This is a genomic window from Ruminococcus sp. YE71 (genome assembly GCF_900119155.1).
Classification (GTDB): Bacteria; Bacillota; Clostridia; order Oscillospirales; family Ruminococcaceae; genus YE71.
Window position 1 is genome coordinate 43,452 of sequence record NZ_FPIR01000009.1, and the last position, 23,962, is coordinate 67,413.

Consider the following 23,962-nt stretch of genomic DNA (forward strand, 5'->3'; position numbering starts at 1 on the left):
AAATGGAACAGTATAATGTAACGGGAATGAGCTGTGCCGCTTGCAGCACAAGAGTCGAAAAGGCAGTCTCGGCGGTGGAAGGAGTCTCCTCTGTGTCGGTGAGTCTTCTGGCAAATTCAATGGGCGTTGAGGGTACGGCAAGTCCGTCTGAGATCATCAGAGCCGTGGAAAATGCCGGCTACGGTGCATCAGTAAAAGGCAGAGAAAGATCGGCAAAGAGCGCTGACGAGCTTGACGACAAGGAAACGCCCATGATGATAAAGCGCCTCATCGCATCGGTCATCGTGCTGCTGCCGCTGATGTATCTTTCCATGGGACACATGATGTTGGGCTGGAAATTACCGCCGTTTTTTGACGGAAATCACGTGGCAATGGGGCTTGTGCAGCTTCTGCTGACAGCGGTTATCATGGTAATAAACCAGAAATTCTTCATCAGCGGATTTAAGGCTGTTATCCACAGAAGCCCGAATATGGATACACTTGTGGCGACGGGCTCGGGAATTTCGTTTCTCCGGAGCGTATATGTGCTGTTCCACATGACGGGGGCAGTCGCCGCAGGAGATGAAGAAGCCGTCATGAGCGATATGATGAACTTCTACTTTGAAGCGGCGGCGATGATACTTACGCTCATCACAGTCGGTAAAACCCTTGAAGCCTACTCCAAGGGAAAGACCACAAACGCGCTCAGAGGGCTTATGGAGCTTTCCCCGAAAACGGCGGTGGTCGAGCGTAACGGCAGGGAGCAGACGATCCCTGCGGAGCAGGTACAGATCGGCGATGTGTTTGTGGTGCGCCCCGGGGAGCATATCCCTGTTGACGGCGTGGTCATTGACGGCACCAGTGCGGTGGATGAATCGGCACTGACAGGAGAGAGCATACCCGCAGACAAAATCACGGGCGGCTGCGTTTCGGCAGGCACGGTCAATCAGTCGGGATCTCTGCGGTGTAGGGCGGTCAAGGTGGGTGAGAACACAACGCTTTCACAGATCATCAGAATGGTCAGCGATGCCGCCGCAACAAAAGCACCTGTCGCCAAACTTGCAGACAGAGTGTCGGGGGTATTCGTGCCTGCGGTCATCGGCATTTCGCTTGTGACGCTGGTGATCTGGCTTGCCGTCGGGCAGACGGTCGGCTATGCGCTCGCCCGTGCGATCTCTGTTCTTGTCATCAGCTGTCCGTGCGCCCTCGGACTTGCAACACCTGTTTCGATAATGGTGGGCAGCGGAGTTGGTGCAAAGAACGGTATTCTTTTCAAGACTGCGGTTTCCCTCGAAGAAACAGGCAAGGCGCAGATCGTTGTTCTCGACAAGACAGGTACGATCACGAAAGGTGAGCCTTCTGTCACGGACATTATCCCGTTAAATACTGACGAAAAAACGCTTATCGAAACGGCGTACGCACTTGAACAGAAAAGCGAACACCCACTTGCGAAAGCGATCGTCACATATGCAGAGGGGCATGAAACTGTGCTGTCAAATGTCACGGATTTCAAGGCACTCTACGGCAGCGGACTGACCGCAAGGCTCGGGAACACCGCATATTTCGGCGGAAACGCGGAGTTTATCGGAAGCAAGGTAACGATCTCCGATGAAGTGAAAGAGACAGCTCAAAAACTTGCGGACGAGGGCAAAACGCCGCTGTTCTTTGCGGACGAGAGGCGGCTTTTCGGCATGATCGCCGTTGCCGATACGATCAAGGAGGATTCTCCCGAAGCGATCGCTCAGTTCAGAAAAATGGGGCTGAAAACCGTAATGCTGACGGGTGACAACGAGCGCACGGCAAATGCGATAGGCAGACAAGTCGGCGTGGATATGGTCATCGCAGGCGTTCTGCCGAATGAGAAGGAGAGCGTTGTGCGCCGACTGCAAGAACAGGGCAAGGTGGCAATGATCGGTGACGGCATCAACGATACCCCCGCGCTGACAAGGGCTGACATCGGTATCGCTATCGGCGCAGGAACTGACATTGCAATTGATGCCGCAGATGTTGTGCTGATGAAAAGTCGTTTGACCGACGCTGCCGCAGCGCTCAGACTCAGCCGCAGGACTATGCGCAATATCAGGCAGAATCTGTTCTGGGCGTTCATTTACAATGTCATCGGTATACCTCTTGCGGCGGGTGCTTATATCAGGCTGTTCGGCTGGGAGCTCAAACCCATGTTCGGGGCAGCAGCGATGAGCTTGTCAAGCGTTTCGGTGGTGACGAACGCACTCAGGCTCAACCTTGCGAAAATATTTGATACAAAAAATGACAGACCCCGAAAGGACACGGTGAGAGAATTGAACATGATATCCACGGCGTGGGAATGTATGCGGTGAATGACGGTTATTTTCTGAAAATTCTCGACAGCCAGAAAAATGTGCTGTGGGATATCGAGCAGCACGATATGGCTTGCTGTGAGGACATGATGCAGACGATCCGGGCGGATATGGAGCGTCTGAGAGATTCGGGCGGAAGCTTTGTTTCTCATGAATATCATATGTACAGCAGTCAGATGCTTGTGGGATATGCCGAGATCATGTATTACACGCCGTATTATATGAATGAGAATGCGTTTCAGTTTATGGATTCGCTGAACATCATACTTCCGCTGACAGGCATTGTTTCTGTCCTTGCGGCGGTCTTCACGGGTATACTGTTTGCAAGGCGCATCACCGCACCGATACATGATGTGATCTGGCATACGCAAAAAATAGCGGAGGGCGATTTCAGCTCACCCGATGAAAACAGCGTCAATTCCGCCGAGCTTTACGAGCTGTCAAGGGCTGTCACGACAATGTCGGAAACGCTTGAACGTCAGGAAAAGCTGAGTACTCGTCTGACGGGCGATGTGGCTCACGAGCTGCGCACTCCCCTGACGAATATCGCATCGCATTTAGAGATGATGTGCGAAGGGATATGGGAGCCGACACCCGAACGGCTGACAGGCTGCTATGAGGAAATACAGCGCATTTCGGGACTTGTGGACGATATGGAAAAGCTGCACAGGATAGATGCCGAGCAGCTCATTCTGAATAAGACGGTATTCGGCATAAAGCCGCTTATTGAGAACACAGTGTCGCTGTTTGAGAACGAAACGGCCGCAAAAGGGCTGACCGTGAGTATAAACTGCGGTGATATCACGGTCTGTGCCGACCATGACAGGATAGCACAGGTCGTGACGAATCTGCTGTCCAATGCGGTGAAATATTCCGAAAAGGGCGGACATATCCATATCATTGCGGAAATGCTGACAATTCTTTCCGACTGACAGTAAATGACACGGGTATCGGCATCATGCCCGATGATCTGCCGCATATCTTCGAGCGATTTTACCGTGCAGACAAGTCACGAAACCGCAGCACAGGCGGCTCGGGCGTGGGGCTCGCGGTCGCAAAGGCAATAATTGATGCTCACGGCGGAGCGATATCCGCAGAGAGCGGATACGGAAAAGGCAGCCCTGTCATAATCGCTGTGACGGACAAAAAGTGCAGAGATGCAATATCGGACGCCAACAGAAAGACAGGCGGCTGGAACGAAGGATTTGACCCGTTCTACGGCGCACCCGTGATCCTGATCGTGCTTGCGGATAAGAGTGTTCCCACCTATGTTTATGACGGCTCGCTGGTACTCGGGAATCTGATGAATGCCGCTGAGAGCCTTGGCGTGGCAAGCATCTGGATACACAGAGCAAAGGAGAAATTCGAGTCCGAGTTCGGTAAGGAAATACTTAAAAGCCTCGGTATCAGCGGCGATTACGAGGGTATCGGTCACTGTGCTCTGGGCTATGCCGCTGAGCCTGCAAAGGATGCTCCGCCAAGAAAAGAGAATTATATTTACCGTATAAAGTAAGATCGGGCATATATCAATGGCTTTTATGTGACTCGGCGCACCTATAAACCGTTCCGCACAAGTCATGATCGGAATTGCGGAGCATACCGCGACCGACAGATACCCTATTGGACAGAATAACAAACAAGCTCCGATACGCTGTTCACTGAACCGCGCTCGGAGCTTGTTTTGCTGCACAAATATCGGTTTACTTCAATTTGATCGCAGCTACATCAACATGATTAGGGATACTGTTGAAGGTGTACGAAGCGATCTTATCGCTGTTATAGACCGCATATTCGTTGCGGTAATTCAGCGGAATGATAACACTGCTCTCGTTGGCAGAGTTCAGAGCCTTGGTATATATCTCCTGTATTTTTGCGTTGTCATCGTAGGTATAAAGCCCCTTGATAAGCTCTTTAGCCTCGTTGTCCGACATGGAAGCAAGCGCTTTTGCCACCTGCGGGTCGGTGGAGTAGATGCCGTCTGTCGCCGTGTAGTCGGTGGAGGGGTACATATTCGCCACGAAGGTGTAGGGGTTATACGGGAACCAGTAGCTCATGTAGGCGGTCATCTCATAGTTCACCTGCGAGAATACCTTGTCAAAGAAGGTCATCAGATCGAGAGGGTCGGTCTTGACCTCGATGCCGAGCTCCTGCATCGTCTGCTGATAGTAGAGCACCACATCATCATAAACACCCGTTGCGGGATAGGTTATCGTGTAGGAAAGTTCCGTGCCGTTCTTGTCACGGACACCGTCGCCGTTTGAGTCCTTCCAGCCGTTGTCTTCGAGGAGCTTCACGGCTTCATCAAAGTTATATTCGGGAGTTCTGGTATCATACTTGCAGAACGGCATATCCGAGGGCATGACCGAATCGGCAGGGGTACGCAGTCCCGAATAGATATTCTCGGCGACCGCCGCCTTGTCGAGCGACATCTGGATAGCGGTGCGGACGTTCACATCGTCAAGCCCCTTTACATCGTCGTTCAGCGCGATGGACCCTCCCGAAACAGCAGACTTGCTTCCGCAAGCTGTTTTGTGTAGTCCTGCCGAGGATCTTTGAACACATCGAGGGTTCTTCCCTGCTCGATGATACTGCCCGACTCCATGACAGCGACTTTATCACAAAGCCTTGACGCAACTCCGAAATCGTGAGTGACAACTATCATGGACATTCCCTCTTTCCTCAGCCGCTCAAGCTCACCGAGTATCATGTATTCGCTCGGGGCTTTGCATTATCGTGACCGCGATCATCACACGCTGAAGCATACCGCCCGAAAGCTCGTCGGGATAGCTGTCCGTGATCTTTCTCAGATCGGTAAGATTGACGCTTTTCAGGGCGCTGTCAAGCCGCTCGTAAAACTCCCGCTTCGCCCTGCTGCCTTTAAGCTCAAAGCCCATTTCTATCTGCCTGCCAAGTTTTATCATCGGCGCAAATGCCGTCATGGGGTTTTGTGTTATCATGGCGATCTGCCGTCCCCGATAGCCTTTCGGGAGCTTCGCATTTCTGCCGAGCATCTCCCGATCCTTCCATCTTATACTGCCGTTCACTCTGAATATCCGACTGTTCAGCAGCCTCATGACAGCCTTGCTTGTCAGACTTTTTCCGCTGCCGCTTTCGCCTATAAGACCGAGAGTTTCACCCTTGCCGACCTCAAAGCTGATACCCTTTACCAGCTGTTCCTTTGTGGAACGAGCCGTTATCTCAAGATCGTTTACTTTCAGCATATCAGCCCTCCCTCGGGTCACAGATGTCACGGAGCGCTTCTCCGAAAAGGTTGAAGCCTGCTGCCGCAAACAGGATACAAAGCCCTGGATAAAGTATCAGCTCGGGGTGGCTGAATATCAGCTTGTTGGCATTAACGAGCATAGCGCCCCATTCCGCAGTACCCGTTTCAAGCCCCAGCCCGAGAAATGCGTAGCTCGATATCATGATGATGACCCCCGAAAGCCCCGTGCTGTACAGCACCAGCAGATGCGGAAAGATATACGGTATGATATGCTTCATGATGATGCGAAGTTCCGAACAGCCCGACATACGGCAGGCGATGATATACGGCTTTGATTTTTCACGCAGCACATAGGTGCGAACCACCTGCGCGTTCCATACCCACATCGCGATAACTATTGAGACAACTATGCTGAGAGCCTTCGATTCAAACAGTCCCACAAGCATCATCGCCACAAGAAATGGCGGCAGCGCCATGAAAATATTCGATATGATAACAAACGCTTTATCAACGATACCGCCGATATATGCGCACACAGTCGCAAGCAGGACGCTTATGACCGCAATCGCTGCTATCGTCGGAAGTGCTATCGCCATCGACACTCTCGAACCGTAAATGAGCCTTGAAGCGATACATCTCCCCATATCGTCCGTGCCGAGAGGATACTGCTCCGACGGCTCGGCGAATTTCTGCATGATATTCACTTTGTTCGGATCGTTCGGTGTAAGGTGCGGCGCATATATCATAGCAAATAATACTGCAAGCATCATCAGCAGTCCGATGACCGCCTGCGGTTTACGAAGTATTTTACCTGTCATACGCACGCTCCTTAGCCTGCTCCTTCGGGTCCAGAACAGTATTGATGACCTCAGCGAGGAAATTCACAGCAACCAATATGACAGCGATCACAAGCACGCAGGCGTTGACTGTCACCGTATCCCTCGAACCGAGCGCCGTGACGAGCATCGAGCCGACACCCGGGATAGAGAACACAAATTCTATCATGGCACTTCCCGCTATCGTGAAGCCGAAGCTCTGCCCGAGTAATGTCACCAGCGGTGGAAGTGCATATCTGCTGACCATTCCTGCGATCTTTCTCTCGAAAATGCCTCTCGCCCTTGCGTACATGACAAAATCGCTGTTGTAGCCGTCAAGGAGCGATGAGCGGAACACCCGTATATTTGCCGAGGCTGTCGGTATCGCTATCGCAAGTGACGGAAGAACAAAATCTTTGATATTCTCCGCACCCATGATGCTGAACCACGGAAGCTGCACCACAAATGCGATCATCAGCATAAATCCTATCCAGTAATTCGGCACGGACATACAAACTATCCCGAAAAGATATATCGTCTTGTCCGCAAATCCGCCCTTGCGTGAGGCTGAAAGAACCCCGAGAGGTATACTCAGCAGAGCTGTGAACAGCAAGGAAATGAACGCCAGCGTGACCGTAGGCTTCAGTGAAGCTGTCAGCTCGTCAATGATCGGTTTTCCCGTATTGTAGGAGTTCCCGAAATCGCCTTTGACAGCTTTGCCGAGCCAGCTGATATACTGCTCCCCGAAAGGTTTGTCAAGCCCCAGTTCATGCCTGACCTCGGTGACCTGCTCGGCGGTGGGACGTGTGTACCGCCGCACTGCGAGCGCCTGCCCTGCGTCAACTGGCGAAAGGCTCGTATAAAAGAACGTCAGCAAGGTCACACCGAACAGCACCACCAACAGAACAGCAAGCCTTGATATGATGCGTTTTATCATGCGTTCTGCCCTGCTATGTGCCAGCTTTCCGCCTGCTCACGCTGACTTATGAATCTCGAATAGATACCGTCCTGCGCTGCAAGCTGACTGTGAGTTCCCCGCTGAACGATGTGACCGCCGTCAAGCACAAGTATCTGATCTGCGCGGCGGACGGTTTTCAGCCTGTGGGCTATCATGATGATGGTCTTGTCCTTCATCAGCGCTTCGATCGCTGCTTGCAGCCTGTCTTCGTTTTCGGGATCAACGTTGGCGGTGGCTTCGTCAAGTATGATGATCGGGGAGTCTTTGAGTATCGCTCTTGCAATGGAAAGCCGCTGACGTTCGCCGCCCGAAAGGGACGAGCCGCCCTCCTCAAGCACCGTGTCGTAGCCGTTCGGCAGCTGCATGATGAAATCGTGACAGCAAGCCTTTTTTGCGGCTTCGACTACCTGTTCATGAGTGGCATTCGGGAAGCCGAACTTGATGTTGTTCTCCACCGTGTCGCTGAAAAGATACACATTCTGGAACACCATGCTGATATTCCTCATCAGGCTGTCGAGGGTGAACTCGCGGACATCGTTTCCGCCTATGGTCACTTTGCCGCTGTTCACGTCCCAGAAACGGGCGATGAGACTGCACATGGTCGTCTTTCCCGAGCCTGACGGACCGACTATGGCAGTTGTGGTCTTTTCTTTTATCTCAAAGGATATATTGTCAAGTATTTTTCTTTCACCGTAGGAGAAATCCACATTTTTAAAGGATATGTCATGGTTTTCGAGGGATATGTCTTTACCGCCCTCGTCCATAACGGGAACATTGTCTGTCTCGTTCGCCTTGTCGATCGAGCTTTCGGCGATACGAAGGGTTGCAATGCTGATGCCTGCGCTTTTCATCTGCTCGAACACCATAAACGACGCCACGAACATCATCACCGCATTGGCAAGCTCCATCGAGCCGTTCAGATAAAGCGCCGCCGTCACGATCATGATGATAACCGCAAACAGGTTCAGCACTATCTGCTGGAATATCTGATAAGGGGTCATCTGCTTTTCGATGGCAAGGTTTTTGTCACAGCTCTGCTCAATTGCGGAATTTACCGCACTTGACGAGCTTTCGCCGAGGTGAAAGCTCTTGATGACGCTGATGCCCTGCACCGCTTCAAGCACCTTCTCAACGAGCGTTTCCTGTGCACGCTGTCTTTCGGGAGCGCCTTTGCGAGAGCGCTTTTCCTGCAAGGAGGTCGTCCAGATGAACGCCGCCATGCCGATGAAAACGATGATGCCGATACGCCAGTCAAATAACAGAACCGACAGCGCGAACACCACCGAGTTGATGAACCCTCCCAGCACCGTCACAAGCACAACGGGTGCCGTATTTTCAACGTCTGTGAGAGTTGTGGTGGTTATCGCCGTCATCTGCCCTAGATTGTTCTTGTTGAAATAACCCATCGGGACAGTCCTCAGCTTGTTGCCGATGGAAATACGCTTGTTCGCCACCATGAAATAGCCTGCGTGGACACGCTGTAACTGCGAGTAGGTGTTGAGGATTATCCGCCCGATAACGCTTGCAGCCATAATGCCGAATGCGTACAATGCGTTTATTTTCGACTTGTCCCCGCCCGTCAGTGTTTTGAGTATCACAAACACCGCCGCAAACTGCAACGCGTAAAATATCGAGTGCAGAAGTGCCAGCACTATCGAAGTCTTAATATTTTTCTGTTTGTTTCCTGCGAAATCCCATATCTTTCTGAACGCGCTTATCATGATACCGCACCTCCCTTTGTACCAGTGTGCGCCTGCCACATACTGCGGTAAAGCTGTGAGCTGTCAAGCAACTTCTTATGAGTTCCGTGTGCGGCAACTGTTCCGTCATTCATGACGATAATGTTATCCGCATCGGTAATGGTCGAAAGCCTGTGGGCGATGACTATGACCGTCTTACCCTGCACGAGCTTTGCAATAGCATTCTGGATAACAGCCTCGTTTTCGGGGTCGATATATGCTGTTGCTTCATCGAGTATGACGATCGGCGCATCTTTAAGCATAGCCCTTGCAATAGCGATACGCTGTCTTTCACCGCCCGAAAGATGTCCGCCTGCACTGCCGACGACTGTCTGATAGCCCTTGTCCAAACCTCTGATAAACTCGTCACAGCCTGCGGCTTTTGCGGCGGCAGTCACTTCTTCATCGGTCGCACCCGACCTGCCCTTGCGGATATTCTCCATAACAGTTTCATCGAACAGGAAATTGTTCTGCTCAACGTAGGCTATCCTCTCAGCCTGAACTTCAAGAGGAATATCACGGACATTACTGCTGCCGATCAGCAGTTCTCCATCGGTCACGTCCCAGAAGCCTGCAATGAGCTTTGCGACTGTCGATTTGCCGCTACCCGAATGCCCGACAAGAGCTGTAACTTTGCCCTCGGGAATAGTCAGGCTGATATTTTTGAGAGCCTCTTTTTCGTTATCGTAGCTGAAAGTCACGTTTCTGAATTCTATCGAATTTCCGTTTATATCTGTTTTTTTATTTGTTCTGTTTATCTCGGAACTTGCAAGCACTTCATTTATCTGCCCCATGACCGTGCCGACTCTTGCTATGTTGTCGGTATAATTCATTGCGGCTATCAGTGGTTCAAGCAGACCGAGTGAGAGAATTATCACCGTGACAAATGCGCTTGCTGTCAGACTTCCCGATGAATAGAACAGGAATCCAAAGGGCAGCACTGTCAGCAGAACGGAGGGAGTTATCGCATTGTATGCTGACATCGCCCATTGGGCGCTTTTCATCCAGCCGTAAAAAAAGCCGCATTTTCGTTGACAGCTGATTCGTATTTCTCATAGGAGTTTTTGCTTTGGCTGAATGCCTTTATGACCTCGATACCGCCCATATACTCAACGATAGCGTTTGTCATTTTGCCGCCTATCTCCACCGACTTGCCGTAATTCTCGCCGTAGCTTTTCATGGTGGTGCTCATGACAGCCATGCCGACAGGGATGGTTATCAGCGAAAGAAGCGCCAGCCGCCAGTCGAGCGTGAACAGATATATCAGCATCAGCACGGGTGCAAGCACGTTTGCTGTCATTTCGGGGAGCAGGTGCGCCAGCGGAACTTCGATGCCTTCGACCCTGTCAACGATAACGTCCTTGTAGTATCCCGACGGCGATTCAAGTATCGTTCCCATCGGCATACGGGTCAGCTTGGCGATCAGCTTCTGACGTATCTCTTTCATCGTGAGATAAGTTGCCGTATGTGATACGCTCGTTGAGATACCGTTGAATATCCCTTTTGCGATATATCCTGCCGCCGCGGCTATACACCATACCGCAAAGAAAGACATATCTTTTTCCTCATGTCCTATCATAGCCGTCACCATTTTCGCAACTGCGAAATACGGCACCATTCCGCACACTACCGATATAACGGCAAGTATTACCGAACATACATATTTGCTTTTGTGTGCGCCTGCATACTGCATTATCATGGCAAACGGCGATCGTTTCTTTTCCAATCAAAACACCTCTCAAATAGTTAGATACGGCTAACTATATTTCATTTTAACAGGCAATGCCCGAAAGCACTGCCTGTTTGTTACGGATTGAACAGCTTATCCCAGCCGTGGGAGAAAAAGTCCTGAAGCTGAGATATATGCACCCCTGCTTCGGCTTTGCTCATATCGTGGCGTATCACCTCGAAAAAACCGTACATATACGAGCTGCACAAAAGATGGATCAGCCGTGTTCCCGCACGCCCCGAGGTTATCACATCGTTGCCTGTATCCTCGATATATTTCAGGGTATACTTTTCATCAAGCTCGGCGATATCCTCGACGAAATCCGCATATCTCGTACCCTCGGAGCAGCAGATAAGCAGCTTGAATTCGTCATGCTTGCGATACATAAGGTCAATTATTTCCTGCATATATCCCTTATGCTCACGGTCGAACTCCTCGTCATGGAAAAGCTCCCTCTGTTCCTCTACGGGACGCTGACTGTATGCCTGCATATGCTTCTCGAAATAATCTTTCAGTTCGACAGCCGATCCCTCGACCAGCGCACAGAAAAGCCCCTCCTTGTCCTCGTACCGAGTATAGATCGAACGAGGGGTAGTCCCTGCATTTTCGGCGATAGTACGCATCGAAGCGCCGTTATAACCGTTCGCAAGAAATTCCTGCATAGCACATTCAAGCAGCTTTTCGGTAACGCCCTCAACTCTGTTAGCCATAATACACCTCCCATATTTGCAACAGCGTTGCACAACACTGTTGCAAATATATCATATTATTTCCGATTTGTCAATACCTGTAAAGTATTTTTTTCGATTTCCTATAATAAATCGAAATAAGACAGACAGAAAATTATACGTTTTATATCATGCTGCCCATTCTCCGCGTAAAGTCACGCCCTCTCGCACATGAGTGCCTTTTCACTGACATATCGGGATCGTTCTTGATGACGGCGATTTCGGAAAGTGGCTTTCTCGCGGAAATTGTGTTCTATATGGAGGTTAATTATGGAACAGACAGATAATATGGAAAAGATAGAATTTGCTCAAAAATAGCTTTGCGAGTTTCGTATCAGCATGGTGCTGTTTTTGAAAAGTTTTTCAATACTAAATATGGGTATCTTGAAGTCAGGTATCGCGTCAGTCCGAAAAAGCGTACACTTGTCCGAACAGCTGTGACCGTTCGGGCAAGACGGTGACAGCGCAAAAAAACTGCCGCTGTACTTATCACAGCGGCAGTTTCAGATGAATATGCCGATAACATTGTTTCGCGATGCGTCATTCTCCGTCATTTCAAGTCCGCAGGCTCGTCATTGTACAGGAAGCCATTCTTGTCTCTTTTGACGGGATATTTGTCGTACACTGCGCTCTCGTTGTTCACGATATAATTATCACAGCACCTGTATCCCCGCGATACGGTCTTCGGACGTATCGTATCGGCACGGAGGTGGGGCATACTGCCGTAGTCGCCGTTGCACATCGCAGGCATGAGGAAAAGCAGATCGTGAGCCTTAGCAAAATCATATATCGGACAGCCGACGAGCACCGCACGAAGCCCTTCCTTCGGTCTCTTCTTCGGGTTTACGAGCAGCTTCCACGCGTTGTTCCACTCGCCCGAACGCACATGGCGGTTCATGGTATACTCAGCAAACGCCCCCACGAGAAAAGCGGCGATATCCAGCAGCTTCTGGTTCTGCACCGAGAACCAGCGCGGGAATGTCTTTATATCCTGCCCGAAGAACACACGATCGACCGTGAGCTTGAATTCGCCGACCGATTCTTTGACAGGGAGCGCTTCCCAGTAAGCAAAGCATATCAGCGAATCGTAAAGCTGCGAAGCCATCGGGTTTTTCTTTCCGCCGATATAGGGCAGGTCGGTCAGATAGCTTTCGTAGACCGACACGGCTTTATTCCATATCGCTTGCTGTTCTTCCCTTCCATACCTTTCGGCAAGCCGCTCTCTGAGCTTCTTTTCGGCACGCCTGCTGTAACTGATGTGTTTTTTTCGGTCGATATTAAGTTTTCCTGATCTCAGCATATTTTCCCCTCACTTATTGAATTGATGAGCACGTTTTTGTGCAGGACGTATATTCCTCGGTCTCAACAAGCTCTCCGAGCCCCGAATCATCTTCATTTTCCGATAAATTGACAAAGCCGCAGTCATGGACAGATCATCAACTCCCTGTTTATCAGAACCTTCCTGTTCCATTATATCATATTCCGTGCGGTTTTTCAATCATTTATCCCGAAAACGTGAACATGATAAACTTTTATGCAGCTATCGGCAAAACAAACAGGCAGATACTTCAAATGAGGTATCTGCCTGTTTCGGTTATTATGCCGTTTCGCCCGCTGCCGAATTTTTACTGAGATACAGCGAGGTGATCGTCTTGGTGCACTCTGCGATGCCGATGCGTCCGCTGTCAAGGCAGAGATCGTAATTATCGCTCGAACCCCACTTGCTGCCCGTGTACAGCTCGTAATAGGCTTTTCTGACCTTGTCCTTGTCGGCGAGGCGTTTTGAGGGCTCCGCCTCGCGCTGACCGTATTCGTTCACGATACGCTCGGCACGCTTTTCGTCGGAAGCGTGAACGAACACTGTCAGGCAGTCGGCGCTGCCGCGGAGGATATGGTCGGCACACCGCCCGACGATGACGCAGGCGCCCTTTTCGGCAAGACCTGTGATGACCTTTTTCTGCGCGAACCACATCTTGTCGGTCATCGCGCCCTCGGTGCTGTCGTAGAGGTTCATGACCGAAACGCTCTCGTCCTTCGAGGCGACATACTCCTTCGCAAGACCGCTCTCCTCGGCTATCCTCCCGATCATCTCGCCGTCATAGCAGGGTATGCCCAACGCTTCCGCCACCTGCCTGCCGATCGTGCGGCCGCCGCTGCCGAACTCACGGCTGATGGTGATGATACGGCTGCCGATGACTGCCGACGGGGTCGCGGTCTCGGCTGTGAACTCTCTGAAGATCGACCTCTTGAACTGTTCATACATGAATGCCGCAAGGACGCAGGCGGCGGTGTCGGTGACAGCCTGCACCCACATCAGACCCCTCACGCCGAACATAGCGTCGAAGATGATCGTCAGCGCCGTGAAGATCACGCCGAGTCTCAGCACCGCAAGCAGCAGCGAGGTCTTCCACCTGCCGACCGCCTGAAAGATCGAGTTGTACATATTGAACAGGCTCATGCCGATCACGCACCATGACCAGCAGCGGATGAAATCGCCGCCAACGCGGACGGTCTCGTCATGGTCGATGAACATTCTTACGATGGTCTCGGGCATAAGATGAACCACTGCGAGGAACCCCACCGAGAAGATCATGAGGATGATGAACGACAGCCTGCAAACCTCATGGACGCGCCTGTGGTTCTTCGCGCCGTAGCTGTACCCGATAAGCGGCATAACGCCCTGCGCGATGCCGATGCTGATATGCGGGGCGATCGTTCCGCATTTCGACGCAACGCCGTAAGCCGCCGAGAGGATATTACCGCCCTCGTGCGCAAGCAGCTTACCGTTCAGCAGCGAGATGGAGAAGCACACCAGCAGAACAGAAAGCGCCGCAGGAAGTCCCACCGAGACCGTCCCCCACGCGACCTTTTTCTCCATCGAGAAATGCTTCGGGGCGATGGTGAGGACGGTGGTTTGGCGGATCTTCGCAAGTATCGCAAGAAAATACACGGCGGAGATGGTGTTCGAGATCATCGTGGCACACGCCGCACCTGCAACGTCCATGCGGAAATGAAAGATGAACACGGGGTCGAGGATGATGTTCATGACGCCGCCGATCGTCAGCCCGATGCCAGCCTCTTTGGTCTTGCCGACCGCGCGGACGAGGTACCCGAGGCAAAGCCCCGCGACCGTCGGGATGCCGCCGATGACGAACACCCACATGAGGTAGTCGGAGGTGTAGCCCAGCGTCTCCCGATCGGCGCCGAAAAAGGTCAGCACAGGCTTCATGAAAATGCCCAGCAGAACAGACAGCACAGCCGTGACCGCAAGGCTCCCCCAGAAGCCGAATGCGGATGCCTTCTTCGCGGTGTCCTTGTCGTTCTGACCGAGACTTCGTGCGATAACGCTGTTCGCACCGATGCCGAAAAGATTCGCAACGGCGGTCAGCAGCGTGTAGATCGGGAAGGTGATGGAAAGCGCGGCGATCTGGTTCGGGTCGCCGATACGCCCGATGAAGAAGGTGTCCGCAAGGCTGTAGAGGATGACGATCATCTGGCTGATGACCGTCGGCACCGCGAGCTTCGCGACTGCCTTGACGACGGGCATCGTGGTGAACAATCCGCTGTTTACGGTTTTCGTTTCACTGCTCATGACTTTCTCACCTCGTTCAGGTTTTCGAGCGCGATGCCGAGCAGCCGTGAAAACTCTGCCTGCTCGTCGGCGTTCATCCCCCTCAGCAGGGCTTTCTGGATGTCCAGCGCGATCTCTCTCAGCTTGTCCTCAAGCTGTCTGCCCTTCTCGGTGGGGATGAGGTGAGTTTTTCTTGCGTCGTCGGGGTCGGTGACCTTCGAGACGAGACCCTTGCTTTCGAGCCTTTCGATTATCCCCGCCACGGTCGATTGCGACAGGTTGAGCCGTTCTTTCAGCTGCGAAGCGGTTATCTCGGGGTCGCGGAGCATCGCGATGAGAGCGTCGCTCTGCACCGAGGTCAGCCCGATGTCCTCCATTTTCATGTTGCGGTAGTAGGTCACGGCGTTGCCGAGCTTGACGATCAGCGACGCGGTGATAAATTCCTTCTGATGTATCATACTGTCCCTCCGAATAAATATATCGTATACGATGTATCGCATACGATATATACTATCACCTGAAGTGTACCGTGTCAAGACGCGGCCGTCATTTTTGTCTTGTTCCACAAAACATCACGCAAGAAATGGTATAAATTGGTCGTTTTAACAATTGCTGTTTGGATATTGATCTGTTTCGGAAGGCGGCATGGGCAGCCATTCACCCATGGGAAATGTTATCGAAAAAGGAAAGTATCGGGCGCATTGAAAAAACGGCAGTCTCCGAAGAAACTGCCGTTTACCCGCTTCCGAAATATTATTCGATCACGACCTTGACCGCCCTGTTTGTGAGGTCGGACGTATCGAGTTTGCCGTTCACATAGGCGCCTACCACAATGTAATAAGTGCCTTTCGGGGTGTTCTTGTAGGTGAACGAAGTCGTATTTGCATCGACAGTCTTTGCGATCTTCCATGTCTTGCCGTTGGTCGTGTATGCGATAACATACTTCTGCGCGTTCGGGACAGCCGTCCATGTCAGCCTGAACGCATTTCCCTGAACCTCAGCTTTAGTTTCGGGATAAACAGGTGCAGGTGCTTTCGATGTTACAACTATCGCATTGGAATCATCCGTATACCACTCGCCGTCTATCTTTGCGAAGACAACGACCTTGTACTCCTTGCCAGGGATCAGTCCTGTGATGGTATAGGTGTTCGTATTGCCCTCCGCGAGCATCTTCCACGAACCGTCGAAGTAATTCATGACTGCGTACTTTTCCGCGCCTGCGACCTTTGTCCAGTTCAGCCTGACCGCGCCATCGCCCTTCTCGTAGGTGATGGTCGGGTTCTTCACTTCGCCGTCAATGAGCACATATTCGATATCGCTGCTTACAGCGAAGTCGTAAGCCGCCGAACCCTCATTACAGTATATCACAAGCGACGGGCAGTTTCTGAACGCCACAGTGCCTATCGTTGTCACGCTGTCGGGAATGGTCGCGGACGAGAGCGAGGTGCAGTTCTCGAACGCCTTAACGCCTATCGAAGTCACGCTGTCGGGGATGGTGACAGATGTAAGTGACTCGCAGTTTTGGAATGTGTAGTCGGATATGTTTTTCAGGCTGTTTGAGAGGGTAACAGAACCAAGCGAAGTGCAGCTCTCGAACGCATTTCTGCCCATCAATAACACACTGTCGGGAATGGTCACGGACGGAAGTGCCGTACAGTTGCGGAACGCGTAGTCACCTATATCGTTCAGGTTGTTCGGCAGGTCCAGAGACGTAAGCTGCTTGCAGCCCTCGAATGAATGCTCGCCTATTGAAGTCACACTTTCGGGAATGGTAACAGCTGTGAACGCTTCGCAGTACTCAAATGCCCATTTTTCTATCGCGGTCACAGTGTCGGGAATGGTCACATTTTCAAGAGACTTGCATCCCACGAATACGCCCTGACTGATCTTAGTGAGGCTGTTCGGAATGTGTACGGAAGTGAGTGATGTGCAGAAATCGAATGCGTTGCGTTCTATATCGGTCACGCTGTCGGGAATGACGAGAGTTGTGAGTGCTGAGCATTTATGGAATGCCCAGCCGCCGATCGTTTTCATACCGTCCGGTAAAGTCACAGAGGTAAGTGCGGTGCAGCCTTCAAATGTATAATTTCCTATCCGAGTCAGGCTGTTCGGAATATTCACATCTGAAAGCATCGAACAGTTCTGGAATGCTTCGTAGTCGATCAGGGTCACGCTGTCTGGAAGGGTCACGGATCTGAGAGAGGAGCATTCCCTGAATGCCATGGCAGGGATCACGGTCACGCTGCACGGGATGGACACAGAGGTAAGTTTTTTGCAGCCGTTGAATACCGATTCGCCGAGCGTGGTCACGCTGTCGGGGATGGTCACAGAGGTAAGTGCGGTGCAGCCGTTGAATACGAAGTTGCCTATCGAAGTCACACCTTCAGAAATTGTCACAGATCCAAGTGCCGTGCAGCCTGTGAATACAGAATTTCCTATTTCAGTCACGCCGTTTGGAATGGTCACGGAGTCTATATTTTTATTGCGTGCGAACACATTGTCATTGATCTTAGTTACATCATCGGGAATAATAACATCTCCCGATGCGTTTGAACCGTCGATCAGGATGCCGTTTAGTACAACGAGAGGATCTTCTTTTGCTTTATTTACGAGCCATCTTGTTCCCTTGAACGCGTCTGCGCCAATATCCGTGATACTTTCGGGAATGGTCACGGATGCGAGCGCACTGCATCCGATAAATGCCGAGTTGCCTATCGAAGTCACGCTGTCGGGAATGGTCACGGATGTGATCGCCGTACACTTTATAAATGCCGAGTCGTTTATCGTAGTCACGCCATCGGGAATGACCACGTCCCCCGATGCGGTCGTTCCGTCGAGCAGGATATTGCTGACGATAACGAGAGGAGTTTCGGCTTTCATATTATCAAGCCATTTTGTACCTGAAAAAGCATCCTTGCCGATCTCTGTCACACTGTCCGCAATAGTCACGGACTCAAGCACGTTGCAGCCCCTGAATGCCGTGGCGCCTATGGAAGTGACGCCGTCCGAAATGGTCGCGGATGTAAGTGAAGTACAGCCCTCAAATGAACGCTCGCCTATCGAAGTAACACTGCCGGGGATCGTCACCGATCTAAGCGATCTGCAATACAGGAATGCCGCTTCATCTATCGAAGTCACGCCTTCGGGGATGTTTATCGAGGTGAGCGAAGAACAGCCATAGAATGCCCAGGTGCCTATCGGGGAAGTCACATTTTCAGGGATGTTCACAGATGAAAGCGAAGAACAGTGCTGGAATACATGGGCGCCTATCGAAGTCACACTGTCGGGGATGTCCACAGCTCTGAGTGAAGAACAGCCATAGAATGCATAGCTTTCTATCGTTGTCACACCGTCGGGGATGGTCACAGACTTGACCGAGGTGCAGTAATAAAACAGCTCCGTGCCCAACGAAGTTATCTTGTGCCCGCCGATCTCAGACGGGATGTTGATGACGGCATCTTTTCCGAGATATTTTGTCAGCTCGGCCGTTCCGTCATCGAGGATCCTGTATTTGAAATCCCCCGCGATCTCCGCGTCAGCCGTGATAGCCGTCAGGTTCGAGACCGTCTGCATTATCGGCAGAGCAGGCACCGCCCCCGAGACCATCGACAGCGCAGCGATGCCTGCCGTTACTCTTTTCATAACGTTTCGCATTGAAACTCCTCCTTATATAAAATGAAGTTCGCCTCATAAGGACAGTGCTATCCCGTGAGGCACGGTATATTTACCAAAAAGTCCGAAAAGGCGCATTTGGTCTGCCAGCCTTTTCTATATACATTTAACAAAAGTGGCAGCTCGATTTTCAAATCTTTTGGATAAATATATCATAACATATTATCATTGATTTGTCAATATATCCCAGGATTTTTTTTCGCAAAAAAATGCAGAGCCCGCGAGCTCTGCAAATGTGTTCATATATCTCTCGCCTATTTCCTCAACACTCGCGGGGATGGTGATCTTCTCAAGGGAGTAGCATTCAATGAATATATAACTTGGGATGCAGTTTGCGAACGCGTTGTTGCCGATACTTTTCAGGCTCTGTTGCAGGCTGACCTCGCGGAGATATTTCATATCGGCGAAGGTTTCGTGGCACTGGAAGTAAGCCGGATCAGTGTCATATCCGCAGCCGATCGAGGTGACCTGCTTGCCCTCGATAGTATCGGGGATATTCAGCAGAAAAAAAGGCCCCGTATAATAATCTATCTGAACTGTATCTTTTTCGGTTATACTGTACTTGAAAAAGCGCTCGGGCATTCCTTTTTGCCACAGGACTATATTAAACATGACATATATCAAGGTAAGTACGAGTAAAACTATCAATATGATATTGCATACTCTTTTTTTCCGAATGGGTCTCTTTCCGTTTTCCATAGAATGCCTTCTTTCTTACTGTACAACACAGAAGGAATAATTGTACCACAGAAAGTCAGTAATGTCAAGTAAGATCGGCGCGAAGAATATGTTCTCTTCGGGACAGTGTCCGAACAGGAACAGTCGGCAGAGTCTGACGCGGCAATATAATAATATGAAACAAAAAGAGGGTCTCCGCATCGGTGACCCTCCTGTATATTTTCTGTCGGAAAAACAGTGCTTCGATCCCTCAGCTCAATCCTCTCTCAGCCTTTCGGCGATCTTCAGATTCAGCGTTTTTGTCTCCTTGGCAGCCATATCTGCGATGATGGTGGCGCCCTTCGCGTTGAGGTGCGAGTTGTCGATGCCGTTCAGATTCAGATTTTTACAGTGGAGCGACGCGGTCGCAGCAGCACCGCCCTCGTTGTAAAGCTCATTATAATACGCAACGGTCTTTGCTGTCAAGTCGATGACGGGAATATTGTACTGCTTGCCAAGTGCGATGATGGCGGCAGCGTATTTCTCATGTTCCTCATATCTCGGCATACCGACCTTGTCAGGGAAATCATCGCCGTACCGTCTTGTGATGGGCGTTACCAGCACGACCGTAGCGCCCCTTGCCTTTGCGCCCCTGATATATAAGTTCAGCAGCAACCACTCAAAAGAATACTGTCCGTCAGCATTTTTGCCTTCATCGTCAAGCGTGGAGAAATCGAGACCCGGGTATGTTCCGTATCCGGGATACCTGGTCTCATCGACCTTTTCATCGTTGTGACCGAACTGGATGAACAGGTAATCGCCCTTGCCGATGGACTGACGCAGCACCCTGTAGCTGTACATTTTCACATAGTTGCGGGCACTGGCGCCGCCTCTTCCAAGGTTAATGATCTTCACGCCGTTGAACTCATTTGCGAGCATCATGCCCCAGCCAAAGACGCCTCTTTTTCTTATGTGTTCCTTTGAATAATCATAAGTGCAGATGCTGGAGTCGCCGATCACATAGACATTTCCCGAAAACTGAAAGTCTTCCGCTTCATAATTGTGGACGACGGGCGCGGGTTCGGGTTCTACAGTGACCTCGAACGTCCTTGAATTCAGGTCGCGGACATCCCACTTGCCGTCGATCTTGGCGCATATCACCAGCTTATAGGTCTGAGCTTCCTTGAACTTGGGTGAATCAAAATATGTTCTATCTTCGGGGATGCTCTGGGTAACGACCTTCCATCTGCCGTCAAGGTCCACGGCGATGCCGTACCGCTCTGATCCCTCGATTGCGGACCAGTTCAGTCTGAACCTGTCGTTCTCCTCGCTGAAGTCGATGCCCGTCACAGTGGGATAAGGGCTCGCCGCCGCGTCGGGCGTTACATTGATCGCGTTCGAGTGGTCTTCGTACCATTTGCCGCCGATCAATGTGATGACCGCGATCTTGTACTCCTTACCCGCTATCAGACGATCGAGATCGTAGGAAGTGTCCTCGGTCTTGGCGACAAACCGCCATTTGTCGTCCTCGAAAGCCACAACAGCATACCTCTCCGCCCCTTCGACAGCATCCCATGTGATTCTGACCACCTTGATGCCGTTCTCGCTGTAGATAGTGGGTGCGGTGTATGTCTGACTGTCAGAGCCGTCACTGCCCGAACTGCTGTCATCCACGCTTACAGGATCAGCGGGCTCACAGTCGGTCTCTGACTCTTCTTCCGCGCCCGCAAGGAGATCGTTTCCCGCCGAAAGCGATCCTGCCTGAATGCCTGCGGAAATATTTCCCGTTACGGCGACAGCGACCAGCACACCCGCCGCGATATGTTTCAGAACGTTATTCCTCATTATTGTTTTTCCTCCTAATAATAAAGTCTTTCAGGTCTGACCCCTTCGGACTTTCAAGCAAAACATTTTTAATACATTTCAATTAAAATAGGCGCGGTACGACTTTACGCACTACGCCTTTACAACATATTTATCAGGTGAGATGTTCCTCACCCGCAACATCATTATACCACAAATTGCAAAAATTGTCAACAGTTTTTTGATAATTTTCAGATTATTTAACAATAATTTGGCAATTTTCACAGAAACTGCGATATTCGTCATACTGCTGTTAATCGTTTCAGTTTCATGTGCAATTACTCCTTTCGAGTTCAGCTCTATTATAAGTCAGAGGATAAATCAGAAGCTGAAAAGCCTGCCGAAAAGAAAAAGACCACGAGAAGAAAGTCAACGTCAAAGGCAGCAAGTAAAACACCGCCCAAAAAGACTGGCGGTAGAAAAAAGAAAAGCGATAATCCCGAAGGCACGGGAGAATCGCAGATGTCAACATTATAGAATATAATCAACGAAAGTGGAATCAAGAAAAAGAAATCAAAAAACGTGTGATTTTGGTAGAAAAAATGGTAGAAAAAAAGTGGCATTCACGCTTATATTCTCTACCAACGCTCACTCGAAACGTAGTTAAATCGGGCAGAAACGGAAAAATTTACAATCAAACTCATATAATAGAGTAGACAAATGCACGATTTTATGGTATAACCAAACCAATTTCACACTGAGTACCACCGTGTCACACTGAGTAACACAAATAATCCGATTTCACGGGGCTTTTTGGTTGTAGAAAGGTCAAAAACAGCGTAACAGCGCTGTTCTTATAATTCAAGCATTTTGAAGATTTTTGGTAGAAACTCGGTATAATAATGCCAATATAAATAAAGTGACAGACCAAAAGCATAGCGCTCCCCTCTCTGAAGAAAAGGGAGCGCAAGTTCTGACCGTAGAAGAGGACCGCTGGTGATCCTCGGACTGTCCGCTTTTAGTTGAAGGAATTCAACAGAAACAGCATGGGATCAAGCGGATGCTCTCTTACGGTTATACATAGCTAACTAAAGTATAACACATCTTTCGGCTCATGTCAAGCCTTTTGCGAAAAATCGGGGTTTAGTACATATCTGCGGCGTTTTTTCGGCGAAGATTCGGCATCGGTTACATACGGCTAACTATTGACAGAGATTTCGGTCTGTGATATAATCAATATAGGTTAGTTTGCGCTAACCGCGAATAGATCATAAGCAGACCCCTTTCGGATACCTTGTGCGATAGGGCATTTGAATACTTCGGGTCTGCGCGTCAATAATGTGAGTATTCACGTTAAATAAATGCCTAACGGCAGACAGGAGAATCTACATGGACTATTTAGAGATCGAAAAGGTTGTGGGCAGGGAGATACTCGACTCACGCGGAAACCCCACGGTCGAGGCTGAGATAACCCTCGCTGACGGAACTGTTGCGAGAGGTACCGCTCCCTCGGGCGCGTCTACGGGTGAGTTTGAAGCGCTGGAGCTTCGTGACGGCGACAAGAGCCGCTACCTCGGCAAGGGCGTGCAGAAGGCGGTCGAGAACATCAACACCGTCATCGCCGACACCATCACCGGCATGGACGCTTCGGACATTTACGCGGTCGATGCCGCTATGATAAAGGCTGACGGCACCAAGGACAAGTCGAAGCTGGGCGCGAACGCCATCCTCGCGGTGTCCATCGCCTGCGCAAGAGCGGCTGCGACCTCGCTGGATATCCCGCTTTACAGATTCCTCGGCGGCATTCAGGGTACAAAGCTCCCCGTCCCGATGATGAATATTCTCAACGGCGGCGCTCACGCCGACAGCGCAGTTGACACGCAGGAGTTCATGATAATGCCCGTCGGTGCGCCTACTTTCAAGGAAGGTCTTCGCTGGTGTGCCGAGGTGTTCCACGCGCTCAAGGCTCTGCTCAAGGACATGGGCGACGTTACCGCAGTCGGTGACGAGGGCGGCTTCGCTCCCAATAGCTTAAAGAGCGACGAGGAAGCTATCGAGAAGATCCTCGAAGCTATCAAGAAAGCAGGCTTCGAGCCCGGAAAGGACTTCATGATCGCTATGGACGCTGCTTCCTCCGAGTGGAAGAGCGAAAAGGGCAAGGGCTTCTACAAGCAGCCCAAGAGCGGCAGGGAGTTCACCTCCGACGAGCTTATCGCCCACTGGGAAGCACTGGTTGACAAGTACCCCATCATCTCCATCGAGGACGGTCTCGACGAAGAGGACTGGGACGGCTGGGTAAAGATGACCAGGCAGATCGGTCACAAAGTACAGCTTGTGGGCGACGACCTGTTCGTTACCAACACTGAGCGCCTTGCAAAGGGCATCTCTCTCGGCGCGGCAAACTCCATCCTCATCAAGCTCAACCAGATCGGCTCCGTTTCCGAGACCCTTGAGGCTATCAAGATGGCTCACAAAGCAGGCTACACCGCTATCTCCTCGCACCGTTCGGGTGAGACTGCCGACACCACCATCGCAGACCTCGCGGTGGCGCTCAACACCTGCCAGATCAAGACAGGCGCACCCTCCCGCTCGGAAAGAGTTGCAAAGTACAACCAGCTCCTCCGCATCGAGGAACAGCTGGGCGCAGCGGCTGATTATCCGCAGATGGGCGCATTCAACGTAAAGAAATAACCATATACACTTCCATTAAAAAGAAGTGACAGCGGCTGAGCTACGGCTGCTGTCACTT

Annotated in this window: 19 protein-coding genes; 4 read left to right on the plus strand and 15 right to left on the minus strand. The window is 51.0% G+C overall.

Annotated features, from left to right (window positions below; all coding sequences use genetic code 11):
• Positions 1-2 precede the first annotated feature (2 nt).
• From BT142_RS09845 to BT142_RS09855, 3 genes are read left to right on the plus strand one after another with little or no spacing between them, the layout of a single operon-like run.
• Positions 3-2,318 carry a heavy metal translocating P-type ATPase gene (locus BT142_RS09845; protein WP_084659420.1) on the plus strand — a complete coding sequence of 772 codons (2,316 nt, stop codon included), beginning with the start codon at positions 3-5 and terminating at the stop codon, positions 2,316-2,318.
• A complete protein-coding gene (locus BT142_RS09850; RefSeq protein ID WP_072418032.1) occupies positions 2,306-3,250 on the plus strand; it encodes a sensor histidine kinase in 945 nt (314 codons plus the stop codon). The genes BT142_RS09845 and BT142_RS09850 overlap by 13 nt, the downstream gene beginning before the upstream one ends.
• A 26-nt stretch (positions 3,251-3,276) precedes the next feature.
• Positions 3,277-3,831, plus strand: coding sequence for an ATP-binding protein (locus tag BT142_RS09855; RefSeq protein ID WP_072418033.1), 555 nt, complete (start codon positions 3,277-3,279; stop codon positions 3,829-3,831).
• A gap of 187 nt (positions 3,832-4,018) precedes the next feature.
• On the opposite strand, the gene BT142_RS09860 is transcribed toward BT142_RS09855, so the two are convergent.
• The 15 genes from BT142_RS09860 to BT142_RS09920 all read right to left on the minus strand — a co-directional run bounded on the left by BT142_RS09860 (position 4,019) and on the right by BT142_RS09920 (position 21,255).
• Positions 4,019-4,771, minus strand: a complete 753-nt coding sequence (locus tag BT142_RS09860; RefSeq protein ID WP_242871994.1) for an ABC transporter substrate-binding protein — start codon at positions 4,769-4,771, stop codon at positions 4,019-4,021.
• Between the two features lie 26 nt (positions 4,772-4,797).
• Positions 4,798-5,025, minus strand: coding sequence for an ATP-binding cassette domain-containing protein (locus tag BT142_RS19585; protein WP_242871993.1), 228 nt, complete (start codon positions 5,023-5,025; stop codon positions 4,798-4,800).
• Positions 5,012-5,539, minus strand: a complete 528-nt coding sequence (locus tag BT142_RS09865; protein ID WP_242871992.1) for an ATP-binding cassette domain-containing protein — start codon at positions 5,537-5,539, stop codon at positions 5,012-5,014. The genes BT142_RS19585 and BT142_RS09865 overlap by 14 nt, the downstream gene beginning before the upstream one ends.
• 1 nt (position 5,540) lies before the next feature.
• On the minus strand, positions 5,541-6,359 hold the full coding sequence (locus BT142_RS09870) for an ABC transporter permease (RefSeq protein WP_072418034.1): 819 nt from the start codon (positions 6,357-6,359) through the stop codon (positions 5,541-5,543).
• Positions 6,349-7,293, minus strand: coding sequence for an ABC transporter permease (locus tag BT142_RS09875; protein ID WP_072418035.1), 945 nt, complete (start codon positions 7,291-7,293; stop codon positions 6,349-6,351). The genes BT142_RS09870 and BT142_RS09875 overlap by 11 nt, the downstream gene beginning before the upstream one ends.
• Complete coding sequence (locus tag BT142_RS09880) at positions 7,290-9,035, minus strand: ABC transporter ATP-binding protein (protein ID WP_072418036.1); 1,746 nt, start codon at positions 9,033-9,035, stop codon at positions 7,290-7,292. The genes BT142_RS09875 and BT142_RS09880 overlap by 4 nt, the downstream gene beginning before the upstream one ends.
• Entirely contained in the window at positions 9,032-10,036 is a 1,005-nt protein-coding gene (locus tag BT142_RS19995) for an ABC transporter ATP-binding protein (protein ID WP_347497653.1), read from the minus strand. Before BT142_RS19995 ends, BT142_RS09880 begins: the two co-directional genes overlap by 4 nt.
• A gap of 17 nt (positions 10,037-10,053) precedes the next feature.
• Positions 10,054-10,779 (minus strand): ABC transporter transmembrane domain-containing protein, encoded by a 726-nt coding sequence (locus BT142_RS20000; protein WP_347497654.1) that lies wholly within the window; start codon positions 10,777-10,779, stop codon positions 10,054-10,056.
• An 80-nt stretch (positions 10,780-10,859) separates the two neighbouring features.
• Positions 10,860-11,492 (minus strand): TetR/AcrR family transcriptional regulator, encoded by a 633-nt coding sequence (locus BT142_RS09890; RefSeq protein WP_072418037.1) that lies wholly within the window; start codon positions 11,490-11,492, stop codon positions 10,860-10,862.
• Positions 11,493-12,060: 568 nt separating this feature from the next.
• A complete protein-coding gene (locus BT142_RS09895) occupies positions 12,061-12,810 on the minus strand; it encodes an L-2-amino-thiazoline-4-carboxylic acid hydrolase (RefSeq protein WP_072418038.1) in 750 nt (249 codons plus the stop codon).
• Positions 12,811-13,107: 297 nt separating this feature from the next.
• Positions 13,108-15,102, minus strand: coding sequence for an MATE family efflux transporter (locus tag BT142_RS09900; RefSeq protein ID WP_072418039.1), 1,995 nt, complete (start codon positions 15,100-15,102; stop codon positions 13,108-13,110).
• Positions 15,099-15,539 (minus strand): MarR family winged helix-turn-helix transcriptional regulator, encoded by a 441-nt coding sequence (locus tag BT142_RS09905; protein ID WP_072418040.1) that lies wholly within the window; start codon positions 15,537-15,539, stop codon positions 15,099-15,101. Before BT142_RS09905 ends, BT142_RS09900 begins: the two co-directional genes overlap by 4 nt.
• A 295-nt stretch (positions 15,540-15,834) precedes the next feature.
• On the minus strand, positions 15,835-18,735 hold the full coding sequence (locus tag BT142_RS09910) for a fibronectin type III domain-containing protein (RefSeq protein ID WP_072418041.1): 2,901 nt from the start codon (positions 18,733-18,735) through the stop codon (positions 15,835-15,837).
• 183 nt (positions 18,736-18,918) lie between these two features.
• Positions 18,919-19,335: a leucine-rich repeat protein gene (locus BT142_RS09915; RefSeq protein ID WP_072418042.1), complete on the minus strand. Its 417-nt coding sequence runs from the start codon at positions 19,333-19,335 to the stop codon at positions 18,919-18,921.
• Positions 19,336-19,686: 351 nt separating this feature from the next.
• On the minus strand, positions 19,687-21,255 hold the full coding sequence (locus tag BT142_RS09920) for a GDSL-type esterase/lipase family protein (protein ID WP_072418043.1): 1,569 nt from the start codon (positions 21,253-21,255) through the stop codon (positions 19,687-19,689).
• A 1,347-nt stretch (positions 21,256-22,602) separates the two neighbouring features.
• Between BT142_RS09920 and eno the strand changes: the two genes are divergently transcribed.
• Complete coding sequence (eno, locus tag BT142_RS09930; RefSeq protein WP_072418045.1) at positions 22,603-23,904, plus strand: phosphopyruvate hydratase; 1,302 nt, start codon at positions 22,603-22,605, stop codon at positions 23,902-23,904.
• The last annotated feature ends 58 nt before the right edge of the window (positions 23,905-23,962 follow it).